19 protein-coding genes are annotated in these 18400 nt (G+C 71.3%); 15 read left to right on the top strand and 4 right to left on the bottom strand.

Going from position 1 to position 18400, the window contains the following annotated elements; genetic code table 11:
• The first annotated feature begins 1 nt into the window (after position 1).
• From AB0B64_RS40380 to AB0B64_RS40350, 7 genes are read left to right on the top strand one after another with little or no spacing between them, the layout of a single operon-like run.
• On the top strand, positions 2–910 hold the full coding sequence (locus tag AB0B64_RS40380; RefSeq protein WP_357952692.1) for an ABC transporter permease: 909 nt from the start codon (positions 2–4) through the stop codon (positions 908–910).
• Positions 907–1752 (top strand): ABC transporter permease, encoded by an 846-nt coding sequence (locus AB0B64_RS40375; protein ID WP_357952693.1) that lies wholly within the window; start codon positions 907–909, stop codon positions 1750–1752. The genes AB0B64_RS40380 and AB0B64_RS40375 overlap by 4 nt, the downstream gene beginning before the upstream one ends.
• The gene (locus AB0B64_RS40370) at positions 1749–2747 is read left to right on the top strand and encodes an ABC transporter ATP-binding protein (protein WP_358184610.1); all 999 of its coding nucleotides are present in this window, start codon (positions 1749–1751) and stop codon (positions 2745–2747) included. The genes AB0B64_RS40375 and AB0B64_RS40370 overlap by 4 nt, the downstream gene beginning before the upstream one ends.
• A complete protein-coding gene (locus tag AB0B64_RS40365; protein WP_358184607.1) occupies positions 2744–3481 on the top strand; it encodes an ATP-binding cassette domain-containing protein in 738 nt (245 codons plus the stop codon). The genes AB0B64_RS40370 and AB0B64_RS40365 overlap by 4 nt, the downstream gene beginning before the upstream one ends.
• Positions 3478–4446: a P1 family peptidase gene (locus tag AB0B64_RS40360; protein ID WP_358184604.1), complete on the top strand. Its 969-nt coding sequence runs from the start codon at positions 3478–3480 to the stop codon at positions 4444–4446. The genes AB0B64_RS40365 and AB0B64_RS40360 overlap by 4 nt, the downstream gene beginning before the upstream one ends.
• A gap of 5 nt (positions 4447–4451) precedes the next feature.
• Positions 4452–5069 (top strand): FMN-binding negative transcriptional regulator, encoded by a 618-nt coding sequence (locus tag AB0B64_RS40355; protein ID WP_358184601.1) that lies wholly within the window; start codon positions 4452–4454, stop codon positions 5067–5069.
• On the top strand, positions 5066–6148 hold the full coding sequence (locus AB0B64_RS40350) for a C45 family peptidase (RefSeq protein ID WP_358184598.1): 1083 nt from the start codon (positions 5066–5068) through the stop codon (positions 6146–6148). Before AB0B64_RS40355 ends, AB0B64_RS40350 begins: the two co-directional genes overlap by 4 nt.
• 6 nt (positions 6149–6154) lie before the next feature.
• Here the strand turns inward: AB0B64_RS40350 and AB0B64_RS40345 are convergent, their stop codons facing one another.
• Complete coding sequence (locus tag AB0B64_RS40345; protein ID WP_358184595.1) at positions 6155–7315, bottom strand: acyl-CoA dehydrogenase family protein; 1161 nt, start codon at positions 7313–7315, stop codon at positions 6155–6157.
• 66 nt (positions 7316–7381) lie between these two features.
• On the opposite strand from AB0B64_RS40345, the gene AB0B64_RS40340 reads away from it, so the two are divergent.
• The 3 genes from AB0B64_RS40340 to AB0B64_RS40330 are packed head-to-tail and all read left to right on the top strand — an operon-like array spanning position 7382 to position 10610.
• On the top strand, positions 7382–8827 hold the full coding sequence (locus tag AB0B64_RS40340) for an aldehyde dehydrogenase family protein (protein ID WP_358184592.1): 1446 nt from the start codon (positions 7382–7384) through the stop codon (positions 8825–8827).
• Complete coding sequence (locus AB0B64_RS40335; protein WP_358184589.1) at positions 8824–9939, top strand: CoA transferase; 1116 nt, start codon at positions 8824–8826, stop codon at positions 9937–9939. The genes AB0B64_RS40340 and AB0B64_RS40335 overlap by 4 nt, the downstream gene beginning before the upstream one ends.
• Entirely contained in the window at positions 9936–10610 is a 675-nt protein-coding gene (locus tag AB0B64_RS40330; protein WP_358184586.1) for a GntR family transcriptional regulator, read from the top strand. Before AB0B64_RS40335 ends, AB0B64_RS40330 begins: the two co-directional genes overlap by 4 nt.
• Before the next feature lie 27 nt (positions 10611–10637).
• Here AB0B64_RS40330 and AB0B64_RS40325 read toward each other — a convergent pair whose 3' ends face one another.
• The 3 genes from AB0B64_RS40325 to AB0B64_RS40315 are packed head-to-tail and all read right to left on the bottom strand — an operon-like array spanning position 10638 to position 13367.
• Positions 10638–11774, bottom strand: coding sequence for a mandelate racemase/muconate lactonizing enzyme family protein (locus AB0B64_RS40325; protein ID WP_357952724.1), 1137 nt, complete (start codon positions 11772–11774; stop codon positions 10638–10640).
• The gene (locus AB0B64_RS40320; RefSeq protein ID WP_358184583.1) at positions 11771–12706 is read right to left on the bottom strand and encodes a dihydrodipicolinate synthase family protein; all 936 of its coding nucleotides are present in this window, start codon (positions 12704–12706) and stop codon (positions 11771–11773) included. Before AB0B64_RS40320 ends, AB0B64_RS40325 begins: the two co-directional genes overlap by 4 nt.
• Positions 12693–13367 (bottom strand): GntR family transcriptional regulator, encoded by a 675-nt coding sequence (locus tag AB0B64_RS40315; protein ID WP_357952726.1) that lies wholly within the window; start codon positions 13365–13367, stop codon positions 12693–12695. Before AB0B64_RS40315 ends, AB0B64_RS40320 begins: the two co-directional genes overlap by 14 nt.
• 176 nt (positions 13368–13543) lie before the next feature.
• On the opposite strand from AB0B64_RS40315, the gene AB0B64_RS40310 reads away from it, so the two are divergent.
• The 5 genes from AB0B64_RS40310 to AB0B64_RS40290 all read left to right on the top strand — a co-directional run bounded on the left by AB0B64_RS40310 (position 13544) and on the right by AB0B64_RS40290 (position 18237).
• Positions 13544–14902 (top strand): sugar ABC transporter substrate-binding protein, encoded by a 1359-nt coding sequence (locus AB0B64_RS40310; RefSeq protein WP_358184580.1) that lies wholly within the window; start codon positions 13544–13546, stop codon positions 14900–14902.
• Entirely contained in the window at positions 14899–15831 is a 933-nt protein-coding gene (locus AB0B64_RS40305) for a sugar ABC transporter permease (protein ID WP_358184577.1), read from the top strand. The genes AB0B64_RS40310 and AB0B64_RS40305 overlap by 4 nt, the downstream gene beginning before the upstream one ends.
• Complete coding sequence (locus AB0B64_RS40300; RefSeq protein WP_358184574.1) at positions 15828–16733, top strand: carbohydrate ABC transporter permease; 906 nt, start codon at positions 15828–15830, stop codon at positions 16731–16733. The genes AB0B64_RS40305 and AB0B64_RS40300 overlap by 4 nt, the downstream gene beginning before the upstream one ends.
• Positions 16734–16829: 96 nt before the next feature.
• Entirely contained in the window at positions 16830–17099 is a 270-nt protein-coding gene (locus AB0B64_RS40295; RefSeq protein ID WP_358184571.1) for an FCD domain-containing protein, read from the top strand.
• Positions 17100–17169: 70 nt separating this feature from the next.
• A complete protein-coding gene (locus AB0B64_RS40290; protein WP_358184568.1) occupies positions 17170–18237 on the top strand; it encodes a DUF6461 domain-containing protein in 1068 nt (355 codons plus the stop codon).
• The last annotated feature ends 163 nt before the right edge of the window (positions 18238–18400 follow it).

The raw sequence follows: 18400 nt of genomic DNA, 5'->3' as shown, positions 1-18400 counted from the left end.
GATGCGGCTCCTGCTGTGGTGGGCGGGCCGGGCGCTGAGCTCGGCCGTCACCCTCCTCGGCATCTCCGTCCTGATCTTCGCGGCGCTGCGGCTGATGCCGGGCGGCTTCGCCGAGACGATCCTGGGCCCGTTCGCCACGCCCGCGCAGAAGGCCGAACTGGCCGCCAGGTACGGGCTCGACCAGTCGGTGTTCGCCCAGTACGGGCACTGGCTGGCCGCGGTCGGCACCGGGGACTTCGGCACCTCGATGATCAGCAGGCAGCCGGTCGCGGCCGAGCTGTGGGCCCGGCTTCCGGTGACGGCCCAGCTCACGCTGTTCGCCGTCGCCGCCGCCGTACTGGCGGGGGTGCCGCTCGGCGTGCTGACCGCGCTGCGCGCCCGCCCCGGAGGCGGCGGCGCGGCGGGACGGCTGCTGAGCGGGCTGGGCGTGAGCGTCCCCGAGTTCGCGCTGGGCAGCCTGGTGGTGTTCGTGGTCTCCCGGTACGGCCTGCAGACCAGCGGCTACCTGCTGCCCGCCGCGGTGCTGTCGATCTTCGCCATCTCGGCGACGGCCAGGACCACCCGCGACGCCGTGCTGAACGTGCTGGTCGAGCCGCACGTCACGGCCGCCGTCGCCCGGGGTGAGACGCCGTGGTTCATCGTCCGGCACCACATCCTGCGCAACGCGGCCGGGCCCGTGCTGACGCTCACCGCGACGATCACCGCCTACCTCCTCGGCGGCGCGCTGATCGTGGAGTACCTGTTCAACCTGCCGGGCATCGGCTCGTACGTCGTCCAGGCGGTGGGGCGCAGGGACTACGCGGTCGTGCAGGCGGGCGTGCTGCTGGCGGCCACCGTGTTCATCGTGATGAACGTCCTGATAGACCTGCTCGTCGGCCTGGTCGACCCGAGACTCGGGAGGCGCGCGTGAACAGGACCGCGCGGGTGAAGAGGTCCAGGCGGCTCGATCCGTTGTCGCTGACCGGCCTGGGCTGCCTGCTGCTGCTCGTCCTGGTCGCGCTCGGCTCGCTCGTACACGCCGGGGGAGACCCCGACGCGATCGTGGGCCCGCGGCTGCGGCCGCCGGGTCCCGGCTGGTGGCTGGGCACTGACAACCTGGGCCGCTCGATGCTGCCGCGCATTATGGAGGGCGTCGGCACCACGCTGCTGCTCTCCTCGGCCGCCGTCCTGGTGACCGCCGCGCTCAGCGCGGGCTTCGGCATCCTGGCCGGATACCGAGGCGGCTACCTGAACGAGCTGATCATGCGGGTGGTGGAGCTGCTCTACTCCTTCCCCGCCATCGTCCTGGCGATCCTGGTGGCGGCCGTCGCCGGGCCCGGTCAGCTAGCGGCCGTGGCCAGCATCGTGCTGGTCACGATCCCGCTGATGACCCGGCTCGTACGCGCCGCCGCCGTCGCCGTGGCCGAACGCGACTACGTGACCGCGGCGGCCATCAGCGGCGCGGGACTGCCCCGCATCCTCGGCCGCCACGTACTCCCGAACGTGGCCGGCACCATCGCGGTCCAGGGTACCTACGCGCTGTCGGTCGGCATCTCGGTCGAGGGCGGCCTGAGCTTCCTCGGCTTCGGCGTGCAACCGCCGCAGGCGTCGCTCGGGGTGCTGATCCGCCAGGGTGGCACGTACATGATGGCCGCCCCCTGGCTGATCATCGGGCCCGGCGTCGTGCTGGTGCTCGCCATCCTGTCCATCAACGTGCTGGGCGACGGGCTGCGCGACCGGTTCGAGCCGAGGGAGACGAGGTCACTGATATGAGCGCGCTGCTCGAAGTGGACGGCCTGGAGGTCGACTACGGGACGGCCCGCGCCCTCGACGGCGCCGACCTGCGCGTGGCGGCGGGCGAGGCCGTCGGGGTGGTGGGCGAGAGCGGGTCGGGCAAGTCCACGCTCGGCGCGGCGATCGGCCGCCTGCTGCCCCGCCAGGCGGTGGTGGCCGCCGGTTCGGTACGCGTGGCCGGTGAGCCGGTGCTGGACCTGCCGCCCGCCGCGTTGCGGCGGCTGCGCAGGCAGCGGCTCGGCTTCGTCTTCCAGGACCCGATCGCCTCGCTCGACCCGACCATGCGGGTCGGCGCCCAACTCCGACTCGTCCTCCGCGCACACGGCCGCGACGGGCGCTCCGGGCGCGACGGCTCCGAGAAGCCGGACGGGCGTGCGGGTCTCCAGGCTCAGGTGGCGTTTCATCTGGGGCGGGTCAAGCTCGACGACCCGCGCGTGGCCGCCGCCTACCCCCACCAGCTGTCCGGCGGCATGGCCCAGCGGGTGGCCATCGCGCTGGCCATGGCCGCCTCGCCCGAGTTGCTGGTCGCCGACGAGCCGACCGCCTCGCTCGACAGCCAGGTACGCGAAGAAGTGCTGAACGTGGTGTTCGCGCTGGCCCGGCAGGCGGGCACGAGCATCGTCTGGCTCAGCCACGACCTGCCGGCCGTCGCCCGCAGGTGCGACCGCGTGGCGGTCATGTACGCCGGGCGCGTCGTGGAGAGCGGCCCGGCGGCCGACGTGCTCGGCGATCCCGTGCACCCCTACACCGCCGCCCTGGCCAGGTCGGCTCCCGCCGTGGCCGTTCCCGGGGTACGGCTGGAGCCGGTGCCGGGCCGCCCGCCAGTCCTGACCGGTCCCTCGCCCGGCTGCGCGTTCGCGCCCCGCTGCCCCTTCGCCGAGGACCGCTGCGCCACCGAGCGCCCCGAACCGGTCCGCGTCGGCGCCAAGGACGTGCTCTGCCACCGGGCCGCCGAGCTGGAGGTGATCGCGTGATCCTCGATCTCATCGACGTCACGGTCTCCTTCACCACCGGCCCGCCGCTGCGCCGTACTCGGCTGGACGCCATGCGCGGCGTCTCGCTCTCCGTCGCCGAGGGCGAGACGCTCGGCCTGGTGGGCGAGTCCGGCTCGGGCAAGACGACCACCAGCCGAGTCGCGCTCGGCTTGCAACGGCCCACGTCCGGCACGGTCAGATTCGACGGCCGCCCCTTCCCCCGGCGGCGCAAGGACCTGGCCGGGCGGATGCAGGCCGTGCTCCAGCACCCGCACTGGTCGCTGAACCCCCGGATGCGCATCGGGCAGAGCGTCGCCGAGCCACTCGCCGTACTCGGGAAGGCCGCCGGTGACCTGGTACCCGAGGCGCTCGAACAGGTCGGCCTGGAGGCCGGCTTCGCCGACCGCTACCCGCACGAGCTGTCGGGTGGCCAGCGGCAGCGGGTGTCGATCGCCCGCGCGCTGATCACCCGGCCGAGCTTCATCGTCTTCGACGAGGCCGTCAGCGCCCTGGACGTCTCTGTCCAGGTGCAGATCCTCAACCTGCTCAAGGACCTGCAGGCGGAGTACGGCTTCGCCGCGCTGTTCATCTCCCACGACCTCGGCGCCGTCCGCTATGTGGCCGACCGGATCGCCGTCATGCGCGGCGGCGAGGTCGTCGAGACCGCCGACGCGGCCACCTTCTACTCCGCCCCCGAACATCCGTACTCGCGACAACTCCTGGAGTCCCTGTGACCCTCGCTCCCGTGTCGGCCTTCGCCGCCGGCGTGCCCGGTAACTCCGACCTCCCGCTGACCCCGCAGCCCAGCCCGGGGCGCGGCTCGGTCGCGTTCGACCTGCCCGGCGTGTTCGTCGGCACGGCGGAGTACGGCGAGGGCCCCACCGGCTGCACCGTCGTGCACGTCCCGGCGGGCGCGCGGACCGCCGTGGACGCCCGCGGCGGCGCGGTGGGCCTGAGCGGCGGCTACGACTACAACCATGCCATCTGCCTGACCGGCGGGTCGGTGTACGGGATGTCGGCGGTGGCCGGGGTGAGCGAGGAACTGCTGGCCCGCCGGAGCAACCAGACCAAGTGGGACGAACTGCAGCTCGTCTCGGGCGCGGTGATCTACGACTTCTCCCCGCGGGACAACGCCGTGCACCCCGACGGGCCGCTGGGCCGAGCCGCGCTGCGCGCCGCCGTCGAGGGCGAGTTCCCGGTGGGGCGGTGCGGCGCCGGACGCAGCGCCAGCGCGGGCAAGGTCGACTTCGCCAGGGCCGAGTTCGCCGGGCAGGGCGCCGCGTTCGGCACCTTCGGGGCGGCCAAGGTGCTGGTGGCGACGGTGGTCAACTCCGTGGGCGTGGTCGTCGGCCGCGACGGGACGATCCTGCGCGGCAACTACCACGCCGACGAGGACGCCAGGCGTCACCCGAGCGTGGACTACGCGATCGCGTCGGACGCTCCGGCCGTCATGGGCAACACCACGCTGACGGTCCTGGTGACGAACGTACGGCTGCACGACGTCGAGCTCACCCAGCTGAGCCGTCAGGTGCACGGCTCGATGCACCGGGGCATCCAGCCGTTCCACACCCAGAACGACGGTGACGTGCTGTTCGCGCTGACCACCGACGAGGTGGACCTGGGCGGCCTCAAGCCCGCCGGGCTGGGCGCCCTGGCGTCGGAGATCGCCTGGGACGCCATCCTGAGCAGCGTGGAGTAGGAGGAATGTACAGCTTCCCGCGTTTCGCGGCGCCGGACCACGCGCACGTGGCGCGGCTGGTGCGGACGAACCCGTTCGCGCTCGTGATCACCGCGACCGGCGGCGTGCCCGTGGCCAGCCACGTGCCCGTCATCGTGGAGAGCGGCGGCGAGTCCACGTTCGTGGGCGCGACGCTGCTCGGCCACATGGCCAGGGTCAACCCGCAGTGGCACGCCTGGGACCCGCCCTCCTCTGAAGCGCCTGAGGTGCTCGTGGTCTTCTCCGCCGCGCATGGCTACGTCTCGCCGACCAGCTACGCGGTCGATCCCGCCGTACCGACGTGGGACTACGCGGCCGTCCACCTGACCGGCCTGATCGAGCCGTACCCCGACCCCCTGGACGTGGTACGGCGCACGGTGGCGGAGCTGGAGTCGGCACGGACGCCCAGCTGGCGGCCCAGCCCGGCCTCCGAGGAGCGCTTCGCCAAGCTCGTGCCCGGCGTGGCGGCCTTCCGGGTGCGGGTCACGGCCGAGCAGAGCGTGTTCAAGCTGAGCCAGGACAAGGACGACGAGCAGCGACACCGGGTCCGCCGCGACGCGGACGCCGCCGTCGCGGCACTGATGGACGAGGTAGCCCCCAGATGACGACGTTTCCTTCCAACATCTCGTTTCCCTCCTACACCTCCACCTGCCTCGACGCGGCGGGACGGGGACGGCAGTTCGGCGCCCGCTGGCGCGAGGCCGTACACGCCAACCTCGACGGATATCTGCGGCTGTTCGAGGTGAGCGGCGCGAGTCACGGGCGGGTCAGAGAGCTCGGCGAGCGGGCGCTCGACAGCACGGCCGCGTGGGCGCCGGAGCTGGCCGAGGAGATCGGCGGCATCGCGGCGGGCTGCGGCCTGGCGGACTGGCAGGTCGCCGTCGTCAACGCGCGGACCGAGATCCTGGCCGCGCTGCGCCACGACGGCGAGGGCGAGTGCTCCACCGCCGTCGTGCTCGGCGGCGGGCTGCCCCCGCGTACGACGCAGACCTGGGACTGGCACGACCATCTGCGCGACGCGCCGGTGTTGTGGGCGTACGAGCCGCGCGAAGGGCACAAGGTACGCACCTTCACCGAGTTCGGGGTGCTGGCCAAGATCGGCGTGAACAGTGCCGGCCTGGGCGCGCATTTCAACATCCTGCGCCACGAGTCGGACCACGCGAACGTCGGCGTGCCCGTGCACGTGGTCGCGCGCCGGATCCTGGACGAGGCCGCCACCCTGGAGCAGGCCACTGAGATCGCCAGATCGGCGAAGACGTCCGCGTCCACGGTCATCACCGTGGTCACGGCGGAGGGGGCCAGGTCGCTGGAGATCTGCCCGGACGGCGTCGCGGTCGTCGAGGCGGACACCGCCGGCGTACTGCTGCACGCCAACCACTTCCTGGACGGCGGGCTGAGCGCGGGGGAGCGGCTGGGCACCGAGCGGCCGGGCACGTACGCCAGGCTCGAACATCTGGAGGAGCGGACCGGCGAGCTGGGCGACCCGGACGCCACGGCCAGGGCGCGGGCGATGACCTGCCACGCGCCGGTGGCGCCCGTGTGCGCGCACGCCGACCCGGCGCTCCCGCTGGATCAGCGCTGGGAGACGCTCGCGGTGATCAGCCTGGACGTGGCCGCGGCCGAGATGCGGGTGCACAAGGGCAGGCTCTGCCAGGTCACCGCCTCGACCTGGCAGACCTTCTGAGCCTCGTCAGTGGAACGCGGGCACGCCGGTCAGCGCCTTGCCCAGGACCAGCGTGTGGATCTCCGAGGTGCCCTCGTAGGTCAGCACGGACTCCAGGTTGACCGCGTGCCTGATCACCGGGTACTCCAGCGTGATGCCGCTCGCGCCGAGCAGCGTGCGGCATGTCCGGGCGATGTCGAGGGCCTCGCGCACGTTGTTCAGCTTGCCGGCGCTCACCTGCTCGGGGGTGAGCTCGCCGCGCTCCTTCAGCCGCCCGAGATGCACCGCCAGCAGCAGGCCCTTGCCCAGCTCCAGCGCCATGTCGGCGAGCTTCTCCTGGGTGAGCTGGAAGGAGGCGAGCGGCCGGGCGAAGATCTCCCGCTCGGCCGCGTAGGAGAGCGCGGTTTCCAGGCAGTCGAGCGCCGCGCCCATCGCCCCGAACACGATGCCGAACCGGGCCTCGTTCAGGCAGCCGAGCGGCCCGGACAGGCCGCGGGCGCCGGGCAGCATCGCCTCTTCTGGAAGCCGTACACCATCCAGCACCAGCTCGCTCGTCACGCTGGCGCGCAGGGAGACCTTCCGCTTGAGATCGTGTACGGCGAAGCCCGGCGTGCCCGCCGGCACCAGGAAGCCGCGGATGCCCTCCTCGGCCCGCGCCCAGACCACGGCCACGTCGGACACCGAGCCGTTGGTGATCCACATCTTGGTGCCGTTCAGCACCCAGTCGGAGCCGTCCCGCTTGGCCGTGGTCCGCATGCCCGCCGGGTCGGAGCCGAAGTCGGGCTCGGTGAGGCCGAAGCAGCCGATGCGCTCCCCGGCGGCCATCGCGGGCAGCCACTCCCGCTTCTGCTCCTCGCTGCCGTACTTCCAGATCGCGTACATGGCCAGCGAGCCCTGCACAGACACCAGGCTGCGCAGACCGGAGTCGGCCGCTTCCAGCTCCAGGCAGGCCAGGCCGTAGGCGACGGCGCCGAGGCCCGCGCAGCCGTACCCGTCCAGGTGCATGCCGAGGACGCCGACGGAGCCGAGCGAGCGGGCCAGCTCGCGGGCGGGCAGCGCGCCCGCCTCGAACCAGTCGGCGACGTACGGCCGGATCTCCCGGTCGCACACCTGCCGGACGGCCTGGCGGATGTCGCGCTCCTCGTCGGTGAGCAGGCCGTCGATGGCGAAGAGGGCGGAAGGATGCATGTCCCAGCTCCGTATTTTGGATCCAATATTGATTATCCAATATGACACAGTTAGGGTGCGTTGACCATGGACATCCTGAACCTCGTGGACGGTCGCTGGATCGAGGGATCCGGCGCGGAGTTCGCCGACACCAACCCCGCCCGCCCGGACGAGATCGTCGCCCGCGGCCGGGCCGCCGGGCCCGAGCAGGTGGAGCGGGCGATCCGCGCGGCCCGCGACGCCGCGCCCGGCTGGCGGGCCACCCCGCACCACGAACGCGCGGCCGTCCTCACCGCGGCCGCCGCCCTGATCGAGGAGTCCGCCGAGGAGTGGGGACGGGAGCTGAGCCGCGAAGAGGGCAAGACCCTGCCCGAGGGCGTGGCGGAGGTACGCGGCGCGGCCAGGATCCTGCGGTACTACGCCGCCGAGGCCGACAGGGAGAGCGGCGAGATCTACGCCTCCCCGCGCCGCGGCGAGAACCTTCTCGTCATGCGCAAACCGGTCGGCGTCGCCGGAGTGATCACCCCGTTCAACTTCCCGATCGCGATCCCCGCCTGGAAGCTGGCGCCCGCGCTCACCTACGGCAACACGGTCGTCTGGAAGCCGTCCTCGCTCGTCCCGCTGCTCGCCGCCCGCCTGGCGGGCGCGCTGGCCGAGGCGGGCCTGCCCGCGGGCGTCCTCAACCTCGTGTACGGCGAGGCGGAGGCAGGCGCGGCCGTGATCGATCACCCCGGCGTGGACGTGGTCTCCTTCACCGGCTCCACCGAGGTCGGCCGGGCCGTCATCGCGCGCTGCGGTGAGCTGGCCAAACCGGTGCAGACCGAGATGGGCGGCAAGAACGCCGCCGTCGTCCTGGCCGACGCCGACCTCGACCACGCCGCCGAGCAGGTTTGTTTAGGCGCGTTCCGGTCCACCGGGCAGAAGTGCACGGCGACCTCCCGGCTGGTGGTCGAGGAGTCCGTCGCCGACGAGCTGCTGCGCAAGGTGGCCGCCAAGGCGGAGGAACTGGTCGTCGGCGACCCGCTCGGCGCCGGGGTGGACATGGGTCCGCTGGTCAGCGCCGCGGCCAGGGACCGGGTGGCGGCGGGCGTGCGCGACGCGCTCGGGCAGGGGGCCACGGTGCTGGCCGGCGCCCGGCCGTACACCGACGGCGACCTCGCGGCCGGCTGGTTCACGCCGCCGACCGTGCTCGCGCTACCGGGCACGGACGTGGACGTGTGGAGCAGGGAGCTGTTCGGGCCGGTCGTGGGCGCCGTGCGGGCCTCGGGTCCGGAGGAGGCGCTGCGGCTGGCCAACCGGAGCGAGCACGGCCTGTCGGCGGCGATCTTCACCAGGGACCTCGGCGCCGCCCTCCAGGCCGTCGAACACCTCGAGGTCGGCGTGCTGCACATCAACTCCGAGTCGGCGGGCACCTTCCCCTGGGTGCCGTTCGGCGGGCGCAAGCTCAGCGGCTTCGGGCCCAGGGAGCAGGGGCGCGCGGCCCGCGAGTTCTTCACCCAGACCGTGACCGTCTACCTCGGCGCCCCGGCGTGAGTGGCTCGTTGTCCGGGCTGCTGGTCGCCGACTTCAGCCGGGTGCTGGCCGGGCCGTACGCGACAATGCTGCTGGCCGACCTCGGCGCCGACGTCGTCAAGGTGGAACGCCCCGGCGCCGGCGACGACACCCGCTCATGGGGGCCGCCGCACGCTGGGGGAGTGGCCACCTACTACCTGGCCGTCAACCGGAACAAGCGCTCGATCGCCCTCGACCTGCGCGACCCGGCCGACCGGGAGGTGGCCCGCGCGCTGGCCGCCCGCGCCGACGTGCTCGTCGAGAACTTCAAGCCGGGCACCATGGACCGGCTGGGCCTCGGCTATGACGCGCTCAGGGAGGTTAACCCCGGGCTGGTCTACTGCTCGATCACCGGGTTCGGTGACGGCAAGGGCGCGGAACTGCCCGGATACGACCTGATCGCACAGGCCGTCGGCGGGCTGATGAGCGTGACGGGCGAGCCGGAAGGCCCCGGCACGAAGGCGGGCGTGGCCCTCGTCGACGTGATCACCGGGCTGCACGCGGGGCTTGGCATACTGGCCGCGCTGCGCCACCGCGACGCCACCGGGCAGGGGCAGCGGGTCTCGGTGTCGCTCCTGTCATCGCTGCTGTCGGCTCTGACCAACCACGCCTCCGGGTACGCCGCCGCCGGGGTGGTGCCGAAGGCCATGGGGAACCGGCATCCCAGCATCGTGCCGTACGAGGTGTTCCAGGCCGCCGACCGGCCGATCGTCATCGCGGCGGGCAACGACCGGCAGTTCCGCGCCCTGTGCGAGGTGCTGGGCCGGGCCGACCTGGCCGACGACCCCCGGTTCGCCGCCAACACCGGCCGGGTCGCCGGCCGGGAAGAGCTCGTGGCCGAGCTCGACCGGACCCTCGGGACGCGTACGGCCGACGAGTGGTTCGCCGCGCTCACCCCGGCCGGGGTGCCGTGCGGGCCGATCAACACCCTGGACGCGGCGTTCGCCTTCGCCGCCGAGCTCGGGCTGGAGCCCCTGGCCGGCGATCAGGTGGCCAACCCCATCGGGCTCGGCGCGACGCCGCCGGAGTACCGCCTCCCGCCGCCGTCGCTCGGGCAGGACGCGGACTGGGTCCGTGAGATATTGGGGCAATGACCTCGGTAGAAGGGCACCGCAGGCCGCCCACGGCCCAGCAGTTCGTCCTGGAGGAGCTCAGGCGGGCGATCACCACCGGCCGGCTGCGTCCAGGCGACCCGATCAGGCAGGAGGCGCTGGCCGAGGAGTTCGACGTCAGCCGGGTCCCGCTGCGCGAGGCGCTCAAGACCCTGGAGGGCGAGGGGCTGGTCACGTACAAGGCGCATCGCGGCTACTGCGTGCAGCGGCTCTCGCTCGACGACCTGCGCGAGGTCTACCTGATCCGCGAGCTGCTGGAGGCCGAGGCGGTCCGCCGCGCGGTCGAACGCCTCACCGACGCTGGGCTGGCGGCGGCCGAGCATGCGCAGGCCGAGGTCGAGCGGGCCGCGGCGGCGGGTGACGTGCTGGAGATGGCCGAGGCCAACCGCCGCTTCCACATGACGATCTTCGAGTGGTCGGGGCTGCCGCGGCTGGTCCGGCTGATCAGGACGCTGTGGGACTCCACCGACGCCTACCGGTCGCTGTACTACGGTGAGGAGCTCAACAGGCAGCGGGTCATCGAGGAGCACCGTGCCACGCTCGACCTCCTGCGCCGCCGCGACGCGGAGGCCGTGGTGCGCGTCCTGGCCGCCCACCGCGCCCACGCGGTTACGGCCATAGAGACGCAACTGGCTCCCGGAACGGTCGGCTGACCGTCTCTCGGCGCGGCGGCTGCGGTGTCAGCAGAACGCGAGGGACCCGTCCGGCCGGACGGGAACCCGGCGTTCCCAGTGCACGTAATCGTCCTCCGCCAGGGCGTCCTCGTCGATGGTGATGCCCCAGCCGGGCCGGTCGGGCCGCAGCTCCAGGTGCCCGTCGACCGGCACGTACGGGTCCGGGCACCACCTCGTCGTCTCCGGCTTGTACTCCAGGATCGAGAAGTTGCTGCAGGCCGCGGCGAAGTGCACGTTGTGCGCGGTGGCCAGCGGCCCCATCGGGTTGTGGGGCGCCACCATGGTGTTGAAGGTCTCGGCGAGGGTCGCGATGCGCCGCATCTGGGACATGCCGCCCACCACGCAGATGTCCGGCTGGACGATGTCGGCGCCCCCGTGGGTGAGCAGGTTCAGGAACTCGTGGGGGGAGTACAGGCTCTCCCCGGTGGCCAGGGGCACCCGCAACTGCTGGCGCAGGTAGCCCCAGGAGGCGAAGTGCTCCGGGCGGAGCGGCTCCTCCAGGAAGAGCGGGTCCATCGGCTCCAGGGCGTTGCCGAGCTGAACCGCCTGGTAGGGCTCGAAGATCTTGGCGTGCGCGTCGAAGGCGAAGTCGAACTCCTCCGGGCAGCACCGCCTGATCTCCTGAGCCCATTCCGCCGTCTCGGCGACGACGAGGCCCCAGCGTCTGGCGTGCAGGTCCGTACGGAACGGGCTCAGCTTGAAGGCGGTGAATCCGTGGCGCCGATGCAGCTCGGTGGCCTGGCGGCGGCACTCGTCGGGGTCGGGCGCGGAGTAGAGCCCGCAGTAGACGCGCACCCGGTCCCGTACGGCGCCACCGAGCACCTGGTAGACGGGTACGCCGAGCGCCTTGGCGGTGATGTCCCACAGCGCGTGGTCGATGGCGGCGATCGCCGCCAGCCCGAGCGCCCCCTGCGGGAACCTGGCGGTGCGGAGGAGGAGCTGGGACACGTATTCCACGCGCCGCGGGTCCGCACCCTTGATCTGCCCCCCGAGGTAGTCGAGCAGGGGGCCGAGCGCCAGGTCGGGACCATGGTTGTAGGCCTCGCCCCAGCCGCTGACGCCCTCATCGGTGTCGACGCGCACCAGCACCCGGGGACGCTCGCCGACGCGCTGCACGAACGAGCGGAGACCGCTGATCCTCATGACGCCGCCACGGGCAGGGGCCCGAGGTCGTCGGCCTTCGCCCACTCGGTGAGGATCCGCGCGACCTCCTGCCGTTCGGGTTCGCCGAGGACGGTGCTCGGCGCCCGGACCGCGCGGTCGCACAGGCCGAGCTGGTGCATCGCCTCCTTGACGACGCTGACGTTGTTGGCTCCGCCGTCGACCGCGCGCAGGTGCTCGAACCGCGAGATGTCGTGGAGCATCCGCTCCGCCGCCGGATAGCGCTCCTCGCGCAGGGCGTCCCTGAGCCGGAGTGAGAAGGCGGGGTTGACGTTCACCAGCCCGGAGGTGAAGCCCTCGGCCCCGTGGACGGCGTAGGACAGCGCGTACGGTTCGGCCAGCCCGGCGATCCAGACGAACCGGTCGGGGCCTGTCTCCGCGCGTAGCTGCGCGAAGCGGTTCACGTCCGTGACGGCGTACTTCAGGGCGATCACGTTGGGGCACAGGTCGCCCAGCCGCGCCAGCAGCCGGCCGTCCACCCAGGCGTTGCGCAGGTAGAGGACCAGGGCCAGGTCCGGCACCGCGTCGGCGATCTCCCTGTGGTAGTCGAGCCAGCCCTGGGCGGACACGTGCGGGTGCACCGGCTGGTGGACCATGACCATCCGGATGCCGTGCGCCGCCGCGTGGCGGGCCTCCTCGACGGCGGTGGCGACGTCGAGGCCGATCCCGGCCAGGAGGTGCGCCTCTCCCCGCACGGCCTCCGCGGCGGCCGTGATCAGCTGAAGCCGCTCCTCGGCGCTCAGGGCGTAGAACTCGCCGGTGTTGCCGTTCGGGGTGATCACGTTGACGCCCGCGTCGACCAGGCGGCGCAGCAGCGAACGGTACAGCGCGAGGTCGGGGACGCCGTCGGCGTAGGGCGTGACCGGGATCGCGACGACGTCGCGCAGGGCCCGGGAGAGCTCACCGAACCTCATTGCCGGCCTCCTTGATCTGCTGGAGCGCCCGCTCCTGGAACACGCTGATGTGCTGCAACACGAGCCGGGCCGCCTCGTCGGCCTGCCCGTTCAGTGCCGCCTCGAGAATCTGCCGGTGCTCCTGCGCCTCGTCCTCCCAGGAGGGACGCTGGGACCAGACGTTGACGGAGATGAGGGCCGTCTGGTCGCGCAGCTGGTCGAGCACGCCGACCAGCACCTCGTTGTCGCAGTCGGCGTAGAGGGCGCGGTGGAAGTCGCGATTGGCGAGGCTGCGGGTCACCTCGTCCGTGGCCTCGTCCGACTTGCGCAGGGCCTCGCGGGCGAGCCGGCCGCCGTCGCGCAGTCCCGCCTCGACGCTTCGCCGCACCGCGGCCGGCTCGATCAGGCACCGGGCGTCGAACACGCTGCGCGTGAGGCGCTCGTCGACCTTGCGGACCGTCACCCCGGTGTATTCGCTGATGGTGACCAGGCCGGCGCCGCTGAGCGTCTTGAGCGCCTCGCGCACCGGAGTCTTGGAGACACCGAAACGGCTGGCGAGCTCCACCTCCACGAGGGCCCGCCCGGCCGGCAGCTCGCCGCTCAGAATGCCGCGACGCAGCGCTTCGAGGACGAGAGCCGTCCTGGAAGACGCTTTGATCGCGCCCAACGCTGTCTCACTCACCCGCACTCCTTCACTTGTCGTCGACCACCGTAACCGGCGCTCCGTCTCGCCGTCCGGTGATCGTGGGGCACATGGCCCATTGTATAGAACCGACCATACCCTAAATCTCATATCTCATGTACCGTATGGCAACCGCACAGCGGAGCGCAGTTCTTGGTGAACGAGAGGAAAGACCCATGACTCGTCAGCAGCATCCGGCCGAGGTCCTCGGCCGGCACGCCCTGTCCCGGCGCGGCTTCATCCGGACGGCGGCACAGGCCGGCGTCGCCATGGGCCTGGCATCCGCGGTGAGCGCCTGCGGCGACTCAGGCGGCGGCAGTGGCGGCGCCGTCACGCTGCAGTTGTGGGACACCGACACCCGCCCGGAGCGCACGGCCAACCTCAAGAAGCTGATCTCGATGTTCGAGGCCAAGAACCCTGGCATCCGCATCAACTACCTGGGCCTGCCCACTGACCAGTACATGCAGAAGATCAACACCGCGATCGCCACACGCTCCACACCCGACCTGCTCACCCCGAAGGCGTCCGACCTCGCGGCCCTGGTGGCCCAGAACGCGCTCGCTCCCCTGGACGAACGCCTGAAGAAGGCCGGCCTCGAACAGCAGATCTCCGAGCAGATGCTCAAGTCCTCCCGGGCCGCCGCCCCCGACGGCAAGCTCTACCTGACGCCCACCACCAGCCTCGCCGACGTGATCTACTATCGCGCCGACTGGTTCCAGGAGGCCGGGCTGAAGCCGCCGGCCACCTGGGCGGACTTCGACGCGGCCGCGAGCCGCCTCACCGACGCCTCCTCCGGCCGCTTCGGCTACACGCTGCGCGGCGGCAACGGCTTCTTCGGCCAGCTCGTGCAGATGGTCTATCCACGCGCGGGCGTGAGCACGTTCTTCCGCGAGGACGGGTCCTCCACGCTGGACGACCCCGCGGTCATCGCCGCCTGTGAGAAGTACGTTGCCCTGTTCGGCAAGCAGACCGCGCGCAGTGACCTGACCGCCGACTTCAAGACCATGGTGGCCCAGTTCGGCAACGGCGGCGCGGCCATGTTGAGCCACAGCATCGGCTCCTACCCCAACCACGTCGCCGCCCTGGGGGCCGAGAAGGTCGGCGCCGTCGCGCCCTTCCCCGGTCCGGACAACCAGGTGCTGACCGGCTGGATGACGACCGGGTTCGCGATGTTCCAGAAGAGCGAGCACCAGGAGGAGGCCTGGAAGTTCCTCGCCTACACGATGGAACCCGAGGGCAACAGCTTCTGGGCCCAGAAGTCCGGATACCTCCCGGGCAACAAGACGGTCGCGAAAGAGAAGTGGGTGACCGAGAACGCCGCCATGAAGGCCGCGCTGGACGCCGCCGCGAAGCCCGGTGTCGTGACCCTGGAACAGCCCTACTACCTGCCGGAATTCACCTCCATCACCGTCACGGACCTGCTTCCGGAGTGGCAGAAGGTGCTGCAGGGCAGCCTGACGCCCCGTGACTTCCTCACCGCCGCGGCCGGGGCCCTGACCACGGCCAAGCGCAAGTACGACAAGGAGCACGGATGAGCTCCACGACCGCCGAACCGCTGCGCCGCCCGTCCGCGGCGCGCCGCCCCACCGGGTCCCGGGCCGGGCACGCGTACCTGCTGATCGCGCCGGCCGTCGTGCTGGTGCTGGTCTTCCTGCTCTATCCCGTGCTCAGCGTCTTCTGGGAGAGCCTGCGCCACCACAACCTCACCCGGCCCCTCGACGACGGGTTCGCCGGCCTGGACAACTACCGGGCACTGCTGGCCGACGAGCTGTTCTGGCGGAGCCTGCGCTTCACCGCCCAGTGGGTGTTCGTGGAGGTGGGGCTGCAGTTCGTGCTCGGCCTGGCGCTGGCGCTGGTGCTGAACCGCACCTTCGTGGGCCGCGGGCTGGCCCGCGCCCTGGCCTTCAGCCCATGGGCGGTGTCGGGCATCCTCACGACGACGATCTGGATCCTGCTCTACAACCCCACCACCGGGATCGGGCACTACCTGGCGTCCATGGGCATCGGCGAGTACGGGACCTCCCTGCTGTCGGAGCCCGGCACGACCTTCTGGGCCTTGGTCATCGCCGAGCTGTGGAAGGGCATCCCGTTCTTCGCCATCCTCATCCTCGCCGACCTGCAGTCGGTGCCGCTGGAGCTGTACGAGGCCGCGAACGTCGACGGCGCCGGGCCGCTGCGCCGCTTCTCGGCGGTGACCTGGCCGCACATCCGCAGGGCCGTGGTCATCGCCACGCTGCTGCGGGCGGTGTGGGAGTTCAACAACGTCGACCTGCTGTACACGATGACCGCCGGCGGCCCGGCGGGTTCGACGACCACACTGCCGCTCTACGTGGCCCAGACCGCCATCCACGACCAGGACTTCGGCTACGGCTCCGCGCTCACCGTCACGGCGTTCCTGCTGCTGACCTTCGCGTCCATGGTCTACCTGCGCATCAGCTCCGGCGATTCCAAGGAGGGCAAGTGAGCCTCGCCACCCGCGACGACGTCGGGCGAGTCCCGGCGGAACCACCGACCCGGCGGGACGCGACCGGCGCGCACGCGGCCCGCAAGCGACGGCGCTCGATGGGCGACCGTCTGATGCTGTGGCTGCCGCTGACGTTGTTCCTGCTTTTCACGCTCGTCCCGTTGTACTGGATGGTGCTGTTCGCCTTCCGGCCGGCGGGTTCCACGGCCCTCGTACCGTGGCCCATCACCCTGGAGAACTTCAGCAGGGTCTGGGAGGGCTCGGGCTTCGGCGTCTATTTCCGCAACAGCATCGCCGTCGCGGTCGCCAGCCTCGTCGTGTCGACGGTGATCGGCATGCTCGGCGGATACGCGCTCGCCCGCCTCACCTTCCGCGGCAAGAACGTCTTCCTGGTCATCATGCTGTGCACGCAGTTCATCCCGGGCGCCATGATGCTCATCCCGCTCTTCCAGATCTTCAACGGGCTCTATCTGACGAACAGCCTATGGAGCCTGATCATCGCCGACACCGTCTTCCACCTGCCGCTCTCCCTCGTCCTCATGGCGGGCTTCATCAGAAATGTGCCGGTCACCCTGGAGGAGTCGGCTCAGGTGGACGGGTGCGGCCGGATCCGGGCGTTCTGCGCGGTCGTCCTGCCGCTGCTGAAGCCCGGGATCGTCGCCGTCGGGTCCTTCGCGTTCATCAGCGCGTGGAACAACTTCCTGTTCGCCATCATGTTCATCAGCTCGCAGGACCGGTTCACCGTGCCCGTCGGGCTGAGCTACCTGCTGGGCGAGTTCGGCTCCGACTTCGGCGCTCTCGCCGCCGGGGGCCTGATCGCCGTCGCGCCCGTCGTCGTGCTCTTCGCGTACGTCCAGCGCTTCCTCATCCAGGGGTTGAGCGCCGGCGCGGTCAAGGGCTGACGCCGGTGCGCGGTTCGATGTGGATCCCGCGGCGACGGTGGCCCGCTCGGCGTCGCTGAGCTTCGGCAACCGCGACGCCAGCCCTTCGGCGTCGTCGTGAACCACGAGATTCCTGATCTCGATACGGATGGCCTCACCGACGCCGGGCCGGCGGCGGCCGAGCGCGCGCAGGCCGAGGTCGACCGGGCAGCGGCGGCGGGTGACGTGCTGGAGATGGCCGAGGCCAACCGCCGCTTCCACATGACGATCTTCGAGTGGCCGGGACTACCGCGGCTGGTCCGGCCGATCAGGACGCTGTGGGACTCCACGGACGCCTACCGGTCGCTGTACTACGGTGAGGAGCCCAGGGAGGGCCCGCCGGGCTGATCACGTTCCCGGGACGGCGGGGTCACTGAGCCTCGCGGGCCTTCTCACCACACATGCGGGAGATGATGAGGTGGACATCGATGCCGCCGTGGCTGCGGATGACGTGTGGGAATTGCTGGACGAGGACATCTGCGTTACGTGGGTTCGCGGCGCCGAACCCGAGGACGTCGTTCGGGCCTTCAACGGCGAGCCCACCGACGCAGCCCAAGGCCAGGTCACCAGTCTCGCCGACCAACTGGCGCTCCGGTTGGCCGGGCAGCCAGAACCGGTGGTCCTGCTGCGCAGGCAAGGAGAATGGATCATCGTGCTGGAACCGGACAGCACCATCGGCGCACACGATGACGTCCTGCTCGACGCCTGCGGCTCCGGTGAGGGGCTCAACCTGACCTGGTGCGCCGGCACGGACGCGAACCTCTCCTACGCCACCGGTTCGGCGATCACCGTGGCCTTCGACCCCGCCGACATGCATGACGACCAGGAGGGCCTCGACGACGCCCGCCGATGGAGCAGGTCCCTGGGGATCGATGACGGGGACTGGCGCGCATCGTGGAAGGCCGCGGCCTTCACCCTAGCCGAGGCGGTCACCGGCATCGAGACCGACGACGCCTGGATGGACTCGGTGTGGACGCCCATCCGGATCCGCCCGTCCCGTCCTGCGCGTCAAGGCGCCGTCCGACTGCCGTACGCGGACATGCGGGAACTTCTCACCCGGGCACCGCAGATCCGCGACATCGTCCACCACCCCGGACCAGAGCAGGTGCCCAGGATGCTGCGGATGTTCATCGCCATCGGCCTGTCCACCGCCGACCTGCGCACTCCCCTCACAGAGGCCGCCTTGGCCGCCATCGACGCCCGGCCACCAGAAGCGGAGATCGAGCTCCTTGTGCACCGGCTGCGGGCCCTGTCCGACGAGTACGGCCGCCAGATCGGCATAGCTGGTACGCAGACACAGGTAGATGACCTGCACCGCAAGCGCAACGCGCTGTCGGCCGCCACTATTGCGCTGGGTCCCGACCCCCTGGATGCCTTCCCCCAAGTGGCCAGTCTCACCCGGAGCCTCGGGCTACGCCGGGACAACGACGATTATCTGAGTCTCGAGGTATTGAACATCTGCTACAGGCACATCGTCTCTACCTGAACCTGCGCCTGGGCATGCTCCGGGGCCGGCGACGGGTAGTCATCGAGATCGACGGCGTCCAGCACTATGCGGTGGGACGGGAAGCCACCCCAAATTGTACGGGCAGATGGTCGCCGAGGAACGTACCGTGCGTCGTGGCCGCGGGCGTCCTTGTCCATCTCGG

The sequence above is a fragment of the Nonomuraea sp. NPDC049129 genome (assembly GCF_040648495.1).
Lineage (GTDB): Bacteria > Actinomycetota > Actinomycetes > Streptosporangiales > Streptosporangiaceae > Nonomuraea.
This window is presented reverse-complemented; position numbering and strand designations above follow the sequence as displayed.

What these genes read in the sequence shown, in the direction of transcription:
- AB0B64_RS40380 (WP_357952692.1), top strand. Translation starts at nt 2, where the DNA reads ATGCGGCTCCTGCTGTGGTGGGCGGGCCGGGCGCTGAGCTCGGCCGTC.
- AB0B64_RS40370 (WP_358184610.1), top strand. Translation starts at nt 1,749, where the DNA reads ATGAGCGCGCTGCTCGAAGTGGACGGCCTGGAGGTCGACTACGGGACG.
- AB0B64_RS40355 (WP_358184601.1), top strand. Translation starts at nt 4,452, where the DNA reads ATGTACAGCTTCCCGCGTTTCGCGGCGCCGGACCACGCGCACGTGGCG.
- AB0B64_RS40350 (WP_358184598.1), top strand. Translation starts at nt 5,066, where the DNA reads ATGACGACGTTTCCTTCCAACATCTCGTTTCCCTCCTACACCTCCACC.
- AB0B64_RS40345 (WP_358184595.1), bottom strand. Translation starts at nt 7,315, where the DNA reads ATGCATCCTTCCGCCCTCTTCGCCATCGACGGCCTGCTCACCGACGAG.
- AB0B64_RS40340 (WP_358184592.1), top strand. Translation starts at nt 7,382, where the DNA reads ATGGACATCCTGAACCTCGTGGACGGTCGCTGGATCGAGGGATCCGGC.
- AB0B64_RS40330 (WP_358184586.1), top strand. Translation starts at nt 9,936, where the DNA reads ATGACCTCGGTAGAAGGGCACCGCAGGCCGCCCACGGCCCAGCAGTTC.
- AB0B64_RS40325 (WP_357952724.1), bottom strand. Translation starts at nt 11,774, where the DNA reads ATGAGGATCAGCGGTCTCCGCTCGTTCGTGCAGCGCGTCGGCGAGCGT.
- AB0B64_RS40320 (WP_358184583.1), bottom strand. Translation starts at nt 12,706, where the DNA reads ATGAGGTTCGGTGAGCTCTCCCGGGCCCTGCGCGACGTCGTCGCGATC.
- AB0B64_RS40310 (WP_358184580.1), top strand. Translation starts at nt 13,544, where the DNA reads ATGACTCGTCAGCAGCATCCGGCCGAGGTCCTCGGCCGGCACGCCCTG.
- AB0B64_RS40305 (WP_358184577.1), top strand. Translation starts at nt 14,899, where the DNA reads ATGAGCTCCACGACCGCCGAACCGCTGCGCCGCCCGTCCGCGGCGCGC.